Annotated in this window: 14 protein-coding genes; 13 read left to right on the top strand and 1 reads right to left on the bottom strand. The window is 67.0% G+C overall.

Features of this window, described 5'->3' with window-relative positions; genetic code table 11:
* The first annotated feature begins 70 nt into the window (after window positions 1-70).
* From GD429_RS28685 to GD429_RS28700, 4 genes are all read left to right on the top strand, one after another.
* Window positions 71-274 (top strand): DUF2970 domain-containing protein, encoded by a 204-nt coding sequence (locus GD429_RS28685; RefSeq protein ID WP_046549365.1) that lies wholly within the window; start codon window positions 71-73, stop codon window positions 272-274.
* A 597-nt stretch (window positions 275-871) separates the two neighbouring features.
* Window positions 872-3,103, top strand: a complete 2,232-nt coding sequence (locus GD429_RS28690) for a TonB-dependent siderophore receptor (RefSeq protein WP_152862051.1) — start codon at window positions 872-874, stop codon at window positions 3,101-3,103.
* A gap of 59 nt (window positions 3,104-3,162) precedes the next feature.
* The gene (gene pnuC, locus GD429_RS28695; RefSeq protein WP_152862053.1) at window positions 3,163-3,795 is read left to right on the top strand and encodes a nicotinamide riboside transporter PnuC; all 633 of its coding nucleotides are present in this window, start codon (window positions 3,163-3,165) and stop codon (window positions 3,793-3,795) included.
* 36 nt (window positions 3,796-3,831) lie between these two features.
* Entirely contained in the window at window positions 3,832-5,022 is a 1,191-nt protein-coding gene (locus tag GD429_RS28700; RefSeq protein WP_152862055.1) for a phosphotransferase enzyme family protein, read from the top strand.
* A gap of 192 nt (window positions 5,023-5,214) precedes the next feature.
* Here the strand turns inward: GD429_RS28700 and GD429_RS28705 are convergent, their stop codons facing one another.
* Window positions 5,215-5,484 carry a hypothetical protein gene (locus GD429_RS28705; RefSeq protein WP_152862057.1) on the bottom strand — a complete coding sequence of 90 codons (270 nt, stop codon included), beginning with the start codon at window positions 5,482-5,484 and terminating at the stop codon, window positions 5,215-5,217.
* A gap of 126 nt (window positions 5,485-5,610) precedes the next feature.
* Here GD429_RS28705 and GD429_RS28710 point away from each other — a divergent pair, with 126 nt between their 5' ends.
* The 9 genes from GD429_RS28710 to GD429_RS28750 all read left to right on the top strand — a co-directional run bounded on the left by GD429_RS28710 (window position 5,611) and on the right by GD429_RS28750 (window position 17,043).
* Window positions 5,611-6,294, top strand: coding sequence for a PAAR domain-containing protein (locus GD429_RS28710; protein ID WP_152862059.1), 684 nt, complete (start codon window positions 5,611-5,613; stop codon window positions 6,292-6,294).
* Window positions 6,291-6,833 carry a hypothetical protein gene (locus GD429_RS28715; protein ID WP_152862061.1) on the top strand — a complete coding sequence of 181 codons (543 nt, stop codon included), beginning with the start codon at window positions 6,291-6,293 and terminating at the stop codon, window positions 6,831-6,833. The genes GD429_RS28710 and GD429_RS28715 overlap by 4 nt, the downstream gene beginning before the upstream one ends.
* Window positions 6,834-6,838: 5 nt before the next feature.
* Window positions 6,839-7,525: a M35 family metallo-endopeptidase gene (locus tag GD429_RS28720; RefSeq protein ID WP_152862063.1), complete on the top strand. Its 687-nt coding sequence runs from the start codon at window positions 6,839-6,841 to the stop codon at window positions 7,523-7,525.
* Window positions 7,488-8,291: a hypothetical protein gene (locus tag GD429_RS28725; RefSeq protein ID WP_227791778.1), complete on the top strand. Its 804-nt coding sequence runs from the start codon at window positions 7,488-7,490 to the stop codon at window positions 8,289-8,291. Before GD429_RS28720 ends, GD429_RS28725 begins: the two co-directional genes overlap by 38 nt.
* A 355-nt stretch (window positions 8,292-8,646) precedes the next feature.
* Window positions 8,647-9,963, top strand: coding sequence for a TolC family protein (locus tag GD429_RS28730; RefSeq protein WP_152862065.1), 1,317 nt, complete (start codon window positions 8,647-8,649; stop codon window positions 9,961-9,963).
* A gap of 27 nt (window positions 9,964-9,990) precedes the next feature.
* Window positions 9,991-11,460, top strand: coding sequence for an efflux RND transporter periplasmic adaptor subunit (locus tag GD429_RS28735; protein WP_152862067.1), 1,470 nt, complete (start codon window positions 9,991-9,993; stop codon window positions 11,458-11,460).
* A gap of 257 nt (window positions 11,461-11,717) precedes the next feature.
* Window positions 11,718-14,939 (top strand): efflux RND transporter permease subunit, encoded by a 3,222-nt coding sequence (locus GD429_RS28740; RefSeq protein ID WP_152862069.1) that lies wholly within the window; start codon window positions 11,718-11,720, stop codon window positions 14,937-14,939.
* Window positions 14,939-15,622, top strand: coding sequence for a heavy metal response regulator transcription factor IrlR (irlR, locus tag GD429_RS28745; protein WP_152862071.1), 684 nt, complete (start codon window positions 14,939-14,941; stop codon window positions 15,620-15,622). The genes GD429_RS28740 and irlR overlap by 1 nt, the downstream gene beginning before the upstream one ends.
* Window positions 15,619-17,043 (top strand): heavy metal sensor histidine kinase, encoded by a 1,425-nt coding sequence (locus GD429_RS28750; RefSeq protein ID WP_152862073.1) that lies wholly within the window; start codon window positions 15,619-15,621, stop codon window positions 17,041-17,043. Before irlR ends, GD429_RS28750 begins: the two co-directional genes overlap by 4 nt.
* Window positions 17,044-17,065 lie beyond the last annotated feature (22 nt).

The raw sequence follows: 17,065 nt of genomic DNA on the forward strand, positions 1-17,065 counted from the left end.
ACTGCTTCTTTTTTCGGATGCCGGTCGGATCGACGATAGCGTCAACCGATTCGATGAAAGGAGCGTAATCATGAAACTGCTCGGCATGATCAAGCTGGTCCTGTGGAGTTTCTTCGGCGTACGCAACAGCAAGGCGCACGCGGCCGATCTCGCGAACGTCAACTTCACGCTGCTGCCGTTCGTGGCGATCATCCTCGCGGTGCTGGTTGGCGCAGTCATCTACGGCGTCGTGCACCTGGTCGTCGATCCGACCGTGACGATGCAGGGGTTCTGAGCGGCGCGTGAACCGCGAGCGGGCTGTCACGCCAGCTCCGGTTTCCGGCCGCGCTATCTTGAAGACTGGCGCACTCGCTCGCCAGTCTTCAAGATTGCACCGCGTGACGCGCGTGGCGGCCGCATTGCGGCCTCTGTCGTCGAACCCGATCGCGTTTCTCCGTCCCCACCTCCCGTTCCGCCCGATTCCACGGTCCTGATCCCCGCCCGGGGTAAAATGCGCGCCACGCCGCGATGTCGCGCGCACAGGGCAGGCCGCCGTTCCGACGAACGGCGCGCGCAACTGCCCGGCGCCCGCGCCGCGGCGTTCGAAGCGTCCTCCGCATGACGTGACCGCGCGATGCAGCCGGCCGCCCGACAGGCACCCGACGAACCCGTCGACGGCTGCGTCGGCTCCCGGTGCGTCACCCGAATCCGATGTCCCATCCTGCGTTTTCCCGATCGACCGGCACGCATGCGTGCCGTCTCGCCCGATTCGTCCGATGAATGTCGTGCCGGCCGGATGCGCCGGCGGGTGACGATTCGTCCGCGAGCGTGCGCTTCGCAGCTTCGTAACGTGTTTCGACAGGGTCGAGTGGCGAGTTTTCCATCCAGAACAATGACGGTGAATAAAACAACAGCGTCGCCCGCACGGCGGCGGCGCGCGAAGGTCAGGCTCGGAGTCGGCCTCGGCATCACGCTTTTCGCGGCGCAGGCCGCCGCGGCACCGGGCGACGCGCCGGCGCCGGACGCCGAAGCGGCCGGCAGCGCGACGCTGCCGACGATCACGGTGAGCGGCGAGCGCGGCAACGCGTTTCGCGTGCGCAATGCGTCGGTCGCGGGGGTCGACGACACGCCGCTGCGCGACACGCCGGCGTCGGTGAGCGTCGTCACGCGCGCGCAGCTCGACGACCAGCAGGCGAAGCGGCTCAGCGACGTCGTGCGCAACGACGCGTCGGTCGTCAACGACTATGCGCCGGTCGGCTATTTCGAAGGCTTCGCGATTCGCGGCTTCCCGGTCGATCTCGCGAGCGCGATCCGGATCGACGGGCTGACGGTGTCCGGCGAGCAGAACGTGCCGCTCGAGAACAAGGAGCGCGTCGAGATCCTGAAGGGGCTCGCCGGCATCGACAGCGGCGTCGTCGCACCCGGTGGCGTGATCAATTTCGTGACGAAGCGCTCCGCGAACGTCGCGAGCGTGACGGCCGGTGTCGACAGCCGCGGCTCGACGTCGGCGGCCGTCGATCTCGGCCGCCGTTTCGGCCCCGACAATCAGTTCGGCTTCCGGATCAATGCCGCGAAGGAGAGCATGCACTCGTATATCGACGGCACGAACGGGCGGCGCACGTTCGGCTCGATCGCCGCCGACTGGGACATCAGCCCGCGCGCGAGCCTGCAGCTCAATGCCGAATTCCAGCAGTGGATCCAGCGCTCCGCGCCCGGCTACCAGCTGCTCGGCGGCACCGTCGTGCCGTCGGTCAAGACGACGTCGAAGGCGCTCGGCACGCAGCCGTGGGCGAAACCGGTGACGACCGACGCGCTGAACCTGAACGTGCGCTTCGACTACCAGTTCAACGACGACTGGAAGGCATACATCGCCGCCGGCCGCAGCCGCACGATGATCGACGACAACAGCGCGTTCGCGTACGGCTGCTCGTACGCGGCAAGCTGCGCGGCCGGCGCGACGTCGCCGTTCTTCTTCGGCGCGAACGGCGACTACGACGTATACGACTTCCGCAGCCCCGGCGAATACCGGCGCAACGACGACCTGCGCGCGGTCACGACGGGCAAGTTCGCGACGGGGCCGCTGCGGCACGAGCTGACGCTCGGCGTGAGCGTGCAGCGCCGCGTCGTGCACATGGCCGACGCCGTGTACGACTTCGTGGGCAGCGAGAACATCTACGGGCCCGACGTGGCGTTCCCGCCGTCGCCGAATTCGCCCGGGCCGTCGTATCCGCGCCTCGACGCGTGGCAGTACGGCATGTTCGGGCTCGACCGCATCAGCATCGGCGAGCACTGGCAGGTGCTCGCGGGCGGCAAGGAAGTGCTGCTGCGCCAGCGCAGCTGGAGCAGCCTCGACGGCGCAGACACGCGCACCGACCGCTCGGTGTTCCTGCCGCAGGTCGCGCTCGTCTACAAGCCGGTGAACGTGCTGTCGCTGTACGCGTCGTACAGCAAGGCGCTGTCGCTCGGCGACCAGGCGCCGGTGCGCGCGACCAACGCGTATGCGTTCCTGCCGCCCGTCGAATCGCACCAGATCGAGGTCGGCGCGAAATACGACTGGCTCGACCGGCTGAGCCTCACGGCCGCCGTGTTCTCGATCAGCAAGCCGTTCCAGTTCGCCGACCCGGACGCATCGGGCACGACCTACACGTTCGTGCAGCGCGGCACGCAGCGGCACCAGGGGATCGAGCTCGGCGCGGCCGGGCGCGCGACCGAGCGCCTCGCGCTGACGGCCAGCGTCGCGGCGATCCGCGCCCGCGCGGTCGATTCGGGTTCGCCGGCGTACGAAGGACACCAGATCATCAACGTGCCCGCGCTGCGCGCGTCGCTGTATGCGGACTACGCGGTGCCGGGCGTCGCGGGCCTGAACGTGCTCGGCGGCGTCGAATACAGCGCGGCCCGCAACGCGAACGAGGAAGGCACCGCGCGCGTGCCGTCGTGGTTCGTGTTCAATCTCGGCGCGCGCTATACGACGAAGATCGGTGGCCATCGCACGGTGTTGCGCGTATCGGTGGACAATCTGTTCAACAAGTTCTACTGGCGCGACGCGGGCGAGCAGCAGGGCGATGCGTACCTGTTCCCGGGTGCGCCGCGCACCGCGCGCGTATCGTTGACCTATGATTTCTGATCGTCCGGAACCGGCCGCGTGACGCGCGGCCCCGGCAGCTACCCAGGAGAGCACAGACGATGTCCCCACTCGAAATCGCCGGCGTGATCGTCAGCGCGCTCGCGATCTGGCTGACCGCGAAGCGGCGCATGCTGTGCTGGCCGGTCGGGCTCGCGTCGGTCGCGCTGTACGGCTGGATCTTCTTCGACGCGAAGCTGTACTCGGACATGCTGCTGCAGGGCGCGTTCGCGGTGCTGCAGGTGTACGGCTGGCAGCGCTGGCTCGCGCAGCGTGCGAGCGAAGCCGACGGCGGCGCGGCGCCGGCCGGCGACGTGGCGCCCGTCACGGGCGTGCGGCCGCGGCAGATGCTGCCCGACCTGATCGCGGCCGTCGTCGGCAGCGCGCTGCTCGGCGGCATGATGGCGCGCTGGACCGATGCGGCGCTGCCGTTCGTCGATGCGTCGCTGACCGCGTTCAGCCTCGTCGCGCAATACTGGACCGCGCGGCGCTACATCGCGTCGTGGGGGCTGTGGATCGTCGTGAACGTCGTGTACGTCGGGATGTTCGTGTTCAAGGAGTTGTATCTGACGGCCGGACTCTATGCGCTGTTCATCGGGCTCGCCGTCATCGGCTGGCGCGACTGGAGCCGGACGGCCGCGACGCTGCGCGCGGCGGCCGGCGGCGCACTCGCGTCGGGCAGCGGTGCGCGCTGATTCACGCATCGATTCAACTACGGAGCAACGTCGTTCATGTCATTCCCACTCGAGCCGGACGGAGCCCTGCCGCGTGACGTCGCGCCGCCGCAATTCGGTGTCGACGGCGAGCAGGCCGAACGCGACTGGCCGCTGATGACGCACGACGAGGTGGCGGCGGTGCTCGCGCGGATCGACGGCGCCGGCGATCCGGCCCGGCTGACGTGGCACAGCCCGCGGCAGTTCGCGGCGGCCGTGCTGGTGCGGATGGCGGACGGGCGCGGGTTGTTCGTCAAGCGTCATCACGTGAGCCTGCGCGATGTCGAGGGGCTCGAGGAAGAGCATCGTTTCATCGCGCATCTGCGCGAACGCGGCATGCCCGTGGTCGACGTGCTCGCCGGCCGCGACGGCGCGACCGCGTTCGCCTCCGGCGAATGGACGTACGAGGTGCACGTGCTCGCGCCCGGCGTCGATCCGTATCGCGGCGTGATGTCGTGGCAGCCGTTCACGCATCCGTCGCATGCGTATGCGGCCGGCCGCGCGCTGGCCGAGCTGCATCGCGCGTCGGCCGGCTACGATGCGCCCGCGCGGCCCGTGCGCACGCTGCTGTCGAGTTTCCGCGTGCTGTCGTGCGCCGATCTGGCAGGCGCGCTCGAACGCTGGGTCGAATCGCAGCCGCTGCTCGTGCGTGCGCTCGGCGCGCGCGACTGGCGCGGCGACGTTGCCGACGCGATCGGCCCGTATCACGCACGCCTCGTGCCGCTGCTGCCCGCGTTGCCGCCGCTGTGGACGCACGGCGACTGGCATGCGTCGAATCTGCTGTGGACCGATGCGGGGCCCGGCGCGCAGGTGCGGACCGTGCTCGATTTCGGGTTGTCGGATCGCACCTGCGCGGTGATGGACCTCGCGCTCGCGATCGAGCGCAATACGGTCGACTGGATGGCGCCGGCCGACGCGCGGCGCATCGAATACGAGCAGATCGACGCGCTGCTCGACGGCTACGAATCGCTCGAACCGCTGGGCGACGATGCCTACGCGGCGCTGGTCGCGCTGCTGCCGATCGTGCATACGGAGTTCGCGTTGTCGGAAGTCGCGTATTTCGGCTGCATCATCGATGCGCCGGCCATCGTCGACATCGCGTACGACGGCTATCTGATCGGGCACGCGCGGTGGTTCGGCGAACGCGACGGGCGGCAGTTGCTCGACTGGCTCGAACGGCGCCGGCGGACGAGGAGCGGGCAAACGTGAGCGATGTGTTTGGCACTGGGACGTGTTTGGTGCGTGCTGTCGCATCGGGCTAGCGGCATCACGCCTGAGCTCGCCCCTGAAGTGGCCGCCCACAAGTCTGAGATCGCCCCTAGTTACCGCGCAGTGGCCGACGGTCGTGCAACCTGAGGGCCGAGCGGCAGCGCGCTACGCGCCCCCGGATGGCGGACCCTGTCATCGCGCCACGCGGTCCCGCACAACTTCAATACGAAATCCACCGCCCAGCAGATCCGGGTGGGAGTCAGCGGTCGATAAAGACGAGCGCCGGAAACGTGCGTCCGGCGTCTGAACTCGTGAATCCGGGCGTTCAGTCGTTTTGCGCGAACCGGGCGTCGTGTGGGCATTGCAGACAAAAAATTTGAACAGCGCAGGCGTCCGGCCCGACACCGCCACGCCCAATACCCGGAAATCATGGCCACAACTGTGCGCTCGATAGTTTTTCATGACATTCGTTCGGATACCAGATAATCGTTGCCGAATTTTCGTACACGGACGATTGATCCCCCTGTCGGGTTGGCTTTAAGTTGGCGTGAAGCACATTTCACCCACTTAACCGGAGAGGGATGCAGGATGACGAACGAACAAGAAGCAAAGGTTTTTACCCATCTTTTCGCGACCATCGGCTCACGTACCGAGCGCGGCGGTTGGGTTGCCGAAGTCGCGGGTAAGACGAGCTATCGCGGGCTGACGCTGGCCCGCGTCGGCGACGTCGTTCAATACGACGACGGCAGCGAGGCCGTTGTCGTCGACGGGGCGGGATTTGCCGCCACGTCGGAGGGCAAGCCGATCGCGCTGGTCGGCTCGCGACTGAGCAACGATGACGTCATCACTCAAACGTTACAAGACGGAGCCGGCATCCGGGTAACCGATGACGAGTCGATTCCCGGCTTGTTCGATCCGGCCTACGTACCGCCGCCCGCGCGCCCACGCTATCGGCTGGCCGTGAAAGGGGCGACGACCGCGAGGGGCGGCGTGCTGCGCGAAGCAACCGGAACGTGGGACGTGGGCGAATCGCTCGGCAAGTCTGCTGTCGTGGGAAACGTCGTCCACTATGAGGACGGCTCAACCGCCCGAATAATCAGCGGCCTTGGCATCGCGGATTACCCGGACTTCACGCCGCTCGCCTTCGTTGGTAGCGAACTCTCAAACGGCGATACGGTGACGGACTCCCCGGAGCGTGAAGGCAGGGGCTTCGCCGATACCTTCACGGTGGTGAAATTGGCGACCGTGGTTGACCAAGAGGCGGCGACATGATCCGGTCTTTTCTCGCCCAGGGCGACCGCGCCGGGAGCGCGATCATCACCGAGGGTCTCGACACTGTGACCTGTTCTAATCCGCCGCCGGCAGTACAAATCGCCACGCTCGGCATGAAAACCTACTGCACGGCTTGCAAGCAAGAAGGATTCATTGCGCCGAAGGGGCCGCGCTGGCCCGGCACGGGCCCGAACGGCAAGCAATGGGCATTGAGCGGCGATATCAACGTGTGCGACTGCAGCCCGCCGCCGGTTTTCTACGCGGAACGCAACATGAGGATGATTTTCACGGCAGAGGAAGCGGCAGCGCTGACGGGGAAAGGCACTCCACGTTCGTTGTTGGAGAATCACACTGAGCACGACGAACAATTTTTTCTGTGCGACGCCGATACTGGCCGACCCTTGGCACACGTGAAATATCGCATCCGTACCGCGTCCGGAAAAGTATTCTGCGGCGCTACGGATGCTACCGGCCATACCAGCCGAATTGCTACGTCGAGCCGAGAAGCAATGGACATCGAGATTCATGTGGGAGAGTAAGGAACATGGCAACAGACGATGCAAATACGCAAGACAACGGTGACTGGATTCACGTCGGGAAGGGTGAGTCGAACACGGTCCGCGGTTCGAAAGTCGTCATTCCGTTGTCACTGAATGGTCCGCCTATCTGCCCTAACATGACCGATGCAGAATTCAGGAAGCTTGTTTTGGGGTTGCGAGATGAGGCCGTTGTCATTACCAAGCAGAGAATAGCCGAGCTGGCGCGTTGGACACCCGATATACAGGCCCGGGTTGCCGTGTGGTTTGGTTCGCCTGACAACGCGATCAGAACCCGGTTGACTGCGGGCCTCAGGGCTCTCGTGACAGTCATGTCGGACCTGACCGCCAAGAACTTCGTACGTCCCGGCTCTGACGCGGATTTGGCTACTGGCTGCTTGCCAAACATGAAGGGTCTCGACGGAGAAGTGGCCCACGTCTGTCGTCCGGATACTGCGACGCATACGATTGCGATTAATATCCATTTCTGTTCGCTGCCTGATCGCTCCGCGAGCAATCTCTCCTCGAAGCAACTTACGATAGTTCACGAGTGTTCGCATTTTATAGATACGTTTGGTTCCGAGGACTACCCGGGCGCGTATGGTCGTTGGGCTTGCGAACGATTGGCGAAAGCACATCCTGAGCAGGCTATTGGAAATGCAGACAGCATCGCGTGGTTCGTTTTGGCGCGTTAACCGGTCCAAAAAAATGAAACGATTGATATTGCTTCTTCTGGTGTTTGCGAACTGCTCGTCGCAGGCCTATGCATGTAAGGTTCTGGAACAAGACAATATGCAATTGGCGTTGAACTCTATCGAGATTGGCAACAGCGATCGGTTGAGCCTTGTTAGGCACTTCCTGACTGCGAGAGAGTGGACACGTGAAGGGGCATCCGCAACTGTAGATGCGGCCGCGTTTGCGTGGGAGCGCAATCCGAAGGAGTTGGCAAAATTGCGCGGCGAGGCGATGAAATCTTTCCTTGTGCAATTGGGAATGAATCCCGAGGACGTATGGATTCACGAGCGGATCATTCAGGGCAAGGACGGCAATCGTGCCCCCGACGACGCGCATCAAGTCGGCGTTGAATTTGTTCCGAAATGCCCATCGGAAGGTTGTCAGAGTCTATGCAATCTACCGGGTTTGCGGGGTGTTAGCAGCTATGCAGTTACGGCGGCTACACTCGGTCCCGCACGTGACGTCGATCTTTTTACCTGTGGCGACGAGCGCCAGCCTGCAACGGCGCGTATCGTCACGACGGAAAGATGGACACCGCGCACCGAAGATAAAGCGTTGCTCCTTGGGTCTTCCTCGAAGCCGCTTGCGCACGTTTGTTACCGAATCACCACGAGCGCGACCCGCTATGTCGGGATGACGGACGAGCGCGGGCAAACTGAGCGAATGCAATTGCTAGGACCGGAATATACGAGGATTGAGGTAAAGGTCGACGCGACCAAGAACTAGATCGGGTAACGCGGATTGTCCGCCGGGAGGTGGGCACTTCCACGGACAGTGAAGCGGCACCGCGAGGTTCATGGCACCGTGATCTCCGGCGCGTTGCTGGACAACTACCTCATTCGATGCGATGTGCGCCGCTCACCTATCGATGAGCGGACCACGTTGTTCCAGCAGCTCATTCAGGCGATACGCCGCTTCACCCAATCGCCGCGCATGGTGGCGGTCCCGCCGCCGCGGTCGGCATGTGCTGCACGCTCACGCGCCGCCGCAACGAAGATGACGGAAATATCATCTTCGCCTCATGTTTGCACTGCGGTTGCTCCGTAGCATCGGTCGCGAAACCGTAACCGCAGGCTCGCACATGTTCACGCACACCCTGGTTGCGCTCGCCGTCGTTGCGACGGCGGCGACCGCGCATGCCCAATCGTCCCCGCCACCCGCCACGGCAGGCGAGCTGCCCGCAGCCGTTTCGCCGCAGTCCATTTCGCCGCAACCCGATGCCACCGCTGCCGCGCCGCTGACGCTCGCCGACGCGCTCGACACGGCCGCGCGCGGCAATCCCGCGCTGCGCGGCGCGCGCGCCGACGTCGATGCGTCCGCGGGCGCGCTGATGCAGGCCGGCGCACGCCCGAACCCGGAACTCTCGTTCCTGCAGGAAGGCTTTCGCCGCGCGGAGCGCACGTCGACCGTGCTGCTCAACCAGACGATCGAATTGGGCGGCAAGCGCAGCGCGCGGCTCGACGTCGCGTCGTACGGACGGCAGTCCGCCGATGCGTCGCTCGACGAGCAGCGCGCCGCCGTGCGCGCCGACGTGATCGCCGCGTTCTACGGCTTGCTCGCCGCGCAGCGGCAGCTTCAGGTGACCGAGGAATCGGCGGTGATCGCGGCGCGCTCGGCGGATCTCGCCGGGCGGCGCGCGCAGGCCGGCAAGGTGTCGCCGGTCGAGGCGACCAAGGCGCAGGTGGCCGCCGCGGCCGTGCTGATCGAAGTCGCGACCGCACGCGGCCGCGTCGACGTCGCCCGCGAAAAGCTGAATGCGGCGATGGGCGGCGCGCGCACCGACCGGCGCGATGCGGTCGGCGATCTCGAAGTCGTGCCGGCGGTCGACCCGCTGCCCGCGCTCGTCGAACGGCTCGACGACGCGCCGCTCGCGCGCATCGCGCGCGCCGAGATGCTGCGCTCGAACGCGGCCGTGTCGCTCGAACGCGCGCGGCGCATTCCGGACGTGACGGTCAGCGCGGGCGTGAAACGCGTGACCACGGGCGGCGTGCCGGACAACCAGGCCGTCGTCGGCGTATCGATCCCGATCCCGCTGTTCAACACGAACAAGGGCGCGCTGCTCGAAGCGACGCACAAGGCCGAGCGTGCGAATGCTGATCTCGATCGCGAACGCGCGCGGCTGCGGCTGGAGCTGACGCAGGCCTATGCGAACTTCGAGGCCGCCGCGCAGGAGGCACGGCGCCTGAAGACCGACATCCTGCCCGGCGCACGCACCGCGCTCGACGCGATGTCGCGCGGCTACCAGCTCGGGAAGTTCGGCTTCCTCGACGTGCTCGACGCGCAGCGCACGCTGTTCCAGGGGCAATCGCAATACGTGCGCGCGCTCGCCGACGCGCACGCGGCCCGCGCCGACATCGGCCGGCTCGTCGGCACGCCGCTCACGGCCGTCGCGCAATAAGCGCCCCCTCTTACCTGAAGGATCATCATGTCACGCAGCAGAATCTTCATCATTGCGGCGGCCGTGCTCGGCGGCGCAGGAATCGTGCTCGGCGCGCTTGCCGTCACGCGGGGCAGCGGTAGCGCGTCCACCTCGTCGGTTGCCGAAGCCGCACAGCCGGCCGATGGCGCCGGCGCGCGGGGCGGCGTTGTGCTGAAGCGCGGCAGGCTCGCCGTCGAGATCGTCATGACGGAGAAGCCCGGTGACGCACGGCTCGTCGTCTATCCGTTCGTCGACGGCAAGCCGGCCGACCAGGGCGTGACCGTGTCCGGCACGCTGGTCCGGTACGACCGCACGCACGAACCGATGCGTTTCGACGCGGCCGGCCAGAAGTTCGTGTCCGCGCAGCCGATCGCCAAGCCGCACGTGTTCGATGCGACGATCGACGTCAAGGCGGGTAGCGACGCCGCGTCGTTCCCGTTCGCGAGCGCCGACGGCGCGATCGCACTGACCGACGCGCAGTTGGCGACCTCGAAGATCGCGCTTGCGAAGGCCGGCCCCGCGCAGATCGCGACGCCGTTCCAGCTGCCGGGCGAGATCAAGTTCAACGAGGATCGCACCGCGCACGTCGTGCCGCGCGTGGCCGGCATCGTCGAGCAGGTATCGGTGTCGCTCGGGCAGAACGTCACGAAGGGGCAGGTGCTGGCCGTGATCGCGAGCACCGATCTTGCGGACCGGCGCAGCGAACTGCTGACGGCCGAGCGCCGGCTGTCGGGTGCGCGCGCAACCTACGAGCGCGAACGCACGCTGTGGCAGGAGCGCATCTCGGCGGAACAGGACTACCAGCAGGCCCAGGTGCAGTTGCGCGAGGCCGAGATCGCCGTGCAGAACGCGCGCCAGAAGCTCGCCGCGCTGAACGCGCCTGCGGGCGCGGGCGCGCTGAACCGTTACGAGCTGCGCGCGCCGTTCGCGGGCACGATCGTCGAGAAGCATGCGACGCCCGGCGAGGCGATCGCCGCCGATGCAAGCATGTTCGTGATCTCCGACCTGTCGACGGTGTGGGCCGAGATGGCCGTGCCGGCGCAGCGGCTCAACGATGTGCGGGTCGGCCGCGACGCGACCGTCAGTGCGACCGCGTTCGAATCGCGTTCGAGCGGCCCGATCGCGTATGTGGGCTCGCTGCTCGGCGAACAGACGCGCACCGCGCCGGCGCGCGTCGTGCTGCCGAACCCCGACGGCGTGTGGCGGCCGGGCATGTTCGTGAACGTGTCGGTCGACGCGGGCAAGCAGGGCGTGGCGCTCGCGGTCGCGAGCGACGCGCTGCAGGACGTCGACGGCGCACCTTCGGTGTTCGTGCGCTCGCCGAAGGGGTTCGTCGCGCAGGCGGTCGAGACGGGGCGGCGCGACGAACGCGCGACCGAAGTGCTGAAGGGGCTCAAGCCCGGCCAGGAATACGCGGCGTCGAACAGCTTCGTGCTGAAGGCCGAGCTCGGCAAGGGGAGCGCGGAACATGAATGAGCGTCGCGCGCGTGCCATTGCACGATTTTCGGCCCGATATGCGGCTCGATTCGCGACTCGATCTTCGGCCCGATATGCGGCTCGATTCGCGACTCGATCTTCGGCCCGATTTGCGACCCGATCTTCGACCCGATTTGCGACCCAGTCCGCGACCCAGTCCGCGCCCCGATTTGCGGCTCGGTTGGCGACCCGCCGCATGACCGGTCGCGCGGCCCGTCCGGCGAGGGCGACCGTTCCCCGTTTCAAGGAATCCCGCCATGTTTGAGCGCCTGATCCGCTTTGCGATTGCGCACCGCTGGCTCGTGATGCTGGCGATCGCGGCCGTGGCCGCGCTGGGCGTCTTCAGCTACCAGAAGCTGCCGATCGACGCGGTGCCCGACATCACGAACGTGCAGGTCCAGATCAACACGGCCGTGCCCGGTTATTCGCCGCTCGAGGCCGAGCAGCGCATCACCTACCCGATCGAGACCGTGATGGCCGGGCTGCCGGGCCTCGAGCAGACGCGCTCGATCTCGCGCTACGGGCTGTCGCAGGTCACCGTGATCTTCAAGGACGGCACCGACATCTACTTCGCGCGGCAGCTCGTCAACGAGCGCATCCAGGAGGCGAAGGACAAGCTGCCGGCCGGCATCGCGCCTGCGATGGGGCCGACGTCGACGGGCCTCGGCGAAATCTACCTGTGGACCGTCGAAGCCGACGCCGCCGCGCGCAAGCCCGACGGCACCCGCTATACGGCGGCCGACCTGCGCGAGTTGCAGGACTGGGTCGTGCGGCCGCAGCTCAGGAACGTGCGCGGCGTGACCGAGGTCAACTCGATCGGCGGCTACGTGAAGGAATATCGTGTCGCGCCGAACCCGGCGAAGCTGATGTCGTACGGGCTGACGCTCGCCGACGTCGTGCGCGCGCTCGAACGCAACAACGACAACGTCGGCGCCGGCTACATCGAGAAGCGCGGCGAGCAGTATCTCGTGCGCGTGCCTGGCCAGGCGCGCACCGTCGACGACATCGCGAATATCGTGCTGACCAACGTCGGCGGCGTGCCGGTGCGGATGAAGGACGTCGGGCAGGTCGATATCGGCCGCGAGCTGCGCACGGGAGCCGCGACGTCGAACGGCGAGGAGGTCGTGCTCGGCACGGTGTTCATGCTGATGGGCGAGAACAGCCGGACGGTCTCGAAGGCCGTCGCCGCGAAGATGGAGGACGTGAACCGCACGCTGCCGGCCGGCGTGAAGGCGATTCCCGTGTACGACCGCACGGTGCTCGTCGAAAAAGCCGTCGCGACGGTGAAGAAGAACCTGCTCGAAGGCGCGATCCTCGTGATCGCGGTGCTGTTCCTGTTCCTCGGCAACATCCGCGCGGCGCTGATCACCGCGCTCGTGATTCCGCTGTCGATGCTGATGACCTTCACCGGCATGGTCAACGCGAAGGTGAGCGCGAACCTGATGAGCCTCGGCGCGCTCGACTTCGGAATCATCGTCGACGGCGCGGTGGTGATCGTCGAGAACTGCGTGCGGCGGCTCGCGCATGCGCAGGCGGCGGCCGGACGGCCGCTCACGCGCGACGAGCGCTTCGCCGAAGTGTTCGGCGCGTCGCAGGAAGCGCGTCGCGCGCTGATCTTCGGGCAACTGATCATCATGGTCGTGTACCTGCCGATCTTTGCGCTGACGGGGGTCGAAGGCAAGATGTTCCATCCGATGGCCATCACCGTCGTGATGGCGCTTGCGGCCGCGATGGTGCTGACCGTCACGTTCATTCCGGCGGCGGTCGCGCTGTTCATCGGCGAGCGGGTCGAGGAGAAGGAGAACCGGCTGATGGGCTGGGCGCGACGCGCATACGAACCGGTGCTCACCGTGTTCATGACGCGCCCGGCGCGCGTGATGCTCGGCGCGGGCGCGATCGTTCTGGTCACGCTCGGGCTCGCCACGCGGCTCGGCAGCGAGTTCATCCCGAGCCTCAACGAAGGCGACCTCGCGGTCGCCGCGCTGCGGATTCCCGGCACGAGCCTGTCGCAGTCGGTCGAGATGCAGAAGTCGATCGAGAAGACGCTGAAGGCACGTTTCCCCGAGATCGAGCGTGTGTTCGCGCGTACCGGCACGGCCGAGATCGCGGCCGACCCGATGCCGCCGAACCTGTCGGACGGTTACATCATGCTGAAGCCGACGGACAAGTGGCCCGACCCCAAGAAGCCGCGCGACCAGCTCGTGCGCGAGATCGAGGAAGCGCTCGCCGAGCTGCCGGGCAATGCGTACGAGTTCTCGCAGCCGATCCAGCTGCGCTTCAACGAGCTGATCTCGGGCGTGCGCAGCGACGTCGCCGTGAAGATCTTCGGCGACGACATGGCCGTGCTGAACCAGACCGGCGAGCAGATCGCGGCCGCGCTGCAGAAGGTGCCGGGCGCATCGGAAGTGAAGGTCGAGCAGACGACCGGGCTGCCGGTGCTCACCGTCAACCTCGACCGCGACAAGCTCGCGCGCTACGGCGTGAGCGTCGCCGACCTGCAGGACTCGGTGGCCGCGGCCGTCGGCGGGCAGAAGGCCGGCACGCTGTTCCAGGGTGACCGCCGCTTCGACATCGTCGTGCGGCTGCCCGACGAGCTGCGCTCGGACATCGACGCGATCAAGCGGCTGCCGATCGCGCTGCCCGCGCCGGCAGCGGGCGCCAGCGCGCCGATCGCGGCGGCGCCGTATGTGCCGCTCGCGGAACTCGCGACGATCGACGTCGCGCCGGGCCCGAACCAGATCAGCCGCGAGGACGGCAAGCGGCGCGTGGTCGTCAGCGCGAACGTGCGCGGCCGCGATGTCGGCTCGTTCGTCGCCGATGCGCGCGAGAAGTTGCAGCAGGACGTGCGCGTGCCGGCCGGCTACTGGGTGTCGTGGGGCGGGCAGTTCGAGCAGCTGCAAAGCGCGAGCGAGCGCCTGAAGCTCGTCGTGCCGCTCGCGTTGTTCATGGTGTTCGTGCTGTTGTTCGTGATGTTCAACAACGTGAAGGACGGCCTGCTCGTGTTCACCGACATTCCGTTCGCGCTGAGCGGCGGCGTCGTGTCGCTGTGGCTGCGCGGGATTCCGCTGTCGATCACGGCGGCGGTCGGCTTCATCGCGCTGTCCGGCGTCGCCGTGCTCAACGGTCTCGTGATGATCTCGTTCATCCGCAACCTGCGCGACGAAGGCGTGCCGCTCGACGCCGCCGTGCGCGAAGGCGCGCTCACGCGGCTGCGGCCGGTGCTGATGACCGCGCTGGTCGCGTCGCTCGGTTTCCTGCCGATGGCGTTCGCGACCGGCACCGGCGCCGAGGTGCAGCGTCCGCTTGCGACGGTCGTGATCGGCGGTATCCTGTCGTCCACGGCGCTGACGCTGCTGGTGCTGCCCGTGCTGTACCGCGTCAGCCATGCGGTGTCGTGGCGCGCCGCGCTTTGGGGCGTCGGCGGCGGCTTCGGCATCGGCGTGCTGCGCCGGCTGGGTTTCTTCAAGGGTAATGCGTAATGCGAATTCTGATTGTCGAGGATGAACCGAAGACGGGCGCCTATCTGCGCAAGGGCCTGATCGAGGCCGGTTATGTCGTCGACTGGGTCGAGGACGGCATCACGGGCCAGCACCAGGCCGAGACCGAGGAATACGATCTGCTCGTGCTCGACGTGATGCTGCCGGGGCAGGACGGCTGGACGCTGCTGCAGAACCTGCGGCGCAGCAAGTCGACGCCCGTGCTGTTCCTCACCGCACGCGACGACGTCGGCGATCGCGTGAAGGGGCTCGAGCTCGGCGCCGACGACTATCTCGCGAAGCCGTTCGACTTCGTCGAGCTGACCGCGCGCATCAAGTCGATCCTGCGGCGCGGCCAGCCGCGCGATTCGAACACGCTGCGCGTGGCCGATCTCGAACTCGACCTGACACGCCGCAAGGCCACGCGGCAGGGCGACACGATCCTGCTGACCGCGAAGGAATTCGCGCTGCTGTGGCTGCTGATGCGTCGCGAGGGCGAGATCCTGCCGCGCGCGACGATCGCATCGCAGGTGTGGGACATGAACTTCAACAGCGACACGAACGTCGTCGATTCGGCGATCCGGCGGCTGCGTTCGAAGATCGACGACGCATACGAACCGAAGCTGATCCACACCGTGCGCGGAATGGGCTACGTGCTGGAAGCGCGCGGCGGCGCGGCCGCATGATCGCGCGCCTGCTGCCGCGCACGCTGCGCGGACGCCTGACCGCGCTGATCATCCTGTCGACGTCGGTGATCCTCGCGTCGAGCGGCGTCGCGCTTTACGAAGCGCTGAGCAACCGCGTCGAAATGACGGCGGCCGAGCAGATGGCCGGCATTTCCGCCGCATTGGGCACGCATCTGGCCGAAGCACGCACGACGGCCGACGTCGCGCGCAACACCGACATCTGGATCGACCAGCTGCACGGCCATCCCAACATGGATCTCGCGATCTACGATGCGACGGGCGCGCGCCTCGTCGGCACGCCCGGTTTCCGCTCGTACGCGCCGCTGCTGTCGCTGGACGCGGGGCGCGTGCCGGTCGGCGTCGCGCCGCCCGGCGCGCGGCATCAGTACCTGGTGACGACCGTGCCGCTCGCGGGCATGGGTGCACCGGTGGTGCGCGTCGCGGTGCAGTACGACCGCAGCGCCGACGTGCTGCTGTTGCGGACGCATGCTTATACGATCGTCGTGATCGAGGTGTTCGGCGTGGTGCTCGCGGCCGCGATCGCGTATGGCATCGCGGCGCTCGGGCTGAGCCCGCTGCGGCGTTTCGCGGCGCGCGCCGAGCAGATGTCGTCGAGCCGGCTTGCGCATCCGCTGCCGGAACTCGATACGTCAGGCGAGCTGAAGGAACTCGAGCATGCGTTCAACGGGATGCTCGCGCGGCTGAGCGAATCGTTCACGCGGCTGAGCCAGTTCTCGTCGAATCTCGCGCACGACATGCGCACGCCGCTCACGAACCTGCAGGCGGCCGCACAGGTCGTGCTGTCGCAGCCGCGCAGCGCGGATGAATATCGCAACGTGATCGAGTCGAGCATCGACGAGTATCAGCGGCTGTCGCGAATGATCGAGGACATGCTGTTTATCGCGCGCTCGGAACAGGCCGGCACGTCGATCGACGTGCGGCGCCTGAATGCGGCGGAAGAGGCCGAGCGTGTCGCCGGCTACTACGAGTCGCTTGCGGAGGATGCGGGCGTGACGGTGAAGGTCGACGGCCACGCGTGGGTCGATGCGGATCTCATGCTGTACCAGCGCGCGTTGAGCAATCTGCTGTCGAATGCGCTCGCCTACGCGCCGCGCGGCAGCGTCGTGGCGATCGACTGCGTGGAGCAGGGCGGCGCGACGACCATCGCCGTGTCGGATACGGGGCCGGGCATTGCCGCGGAGCATGTCGGGCGGATCTTCGAGCGCTTCTATCGCGTCGATCCGTCGCGGCACAATTCGGCGTCGGGGACGGGGCTCGGCCTTGCGATCGTCCGGTCGATCATGGACAACCACGGCGGCGAATGCGGCGTCGACAGCGATCCCGGCCGGCGCACGACGTTCTGGCTGCGCTTCCCGCGACACCCGGCCGAGCCGATGCGGCCGGCCGCCATCCGCACCTGACATCGCGGGCGGGCACGTCCGC

Source organism: Burkholderia sp. BE17, assembly GCF_009362305.1.
GTDB classification, from domain to species: domain Bacteria; phylum Pseudomonadota; class Gammaproteobacteria; order Burkholderiales; family Burkholderiaceae; genus Burkholderia; species Burkholderia pyrrocinia_C.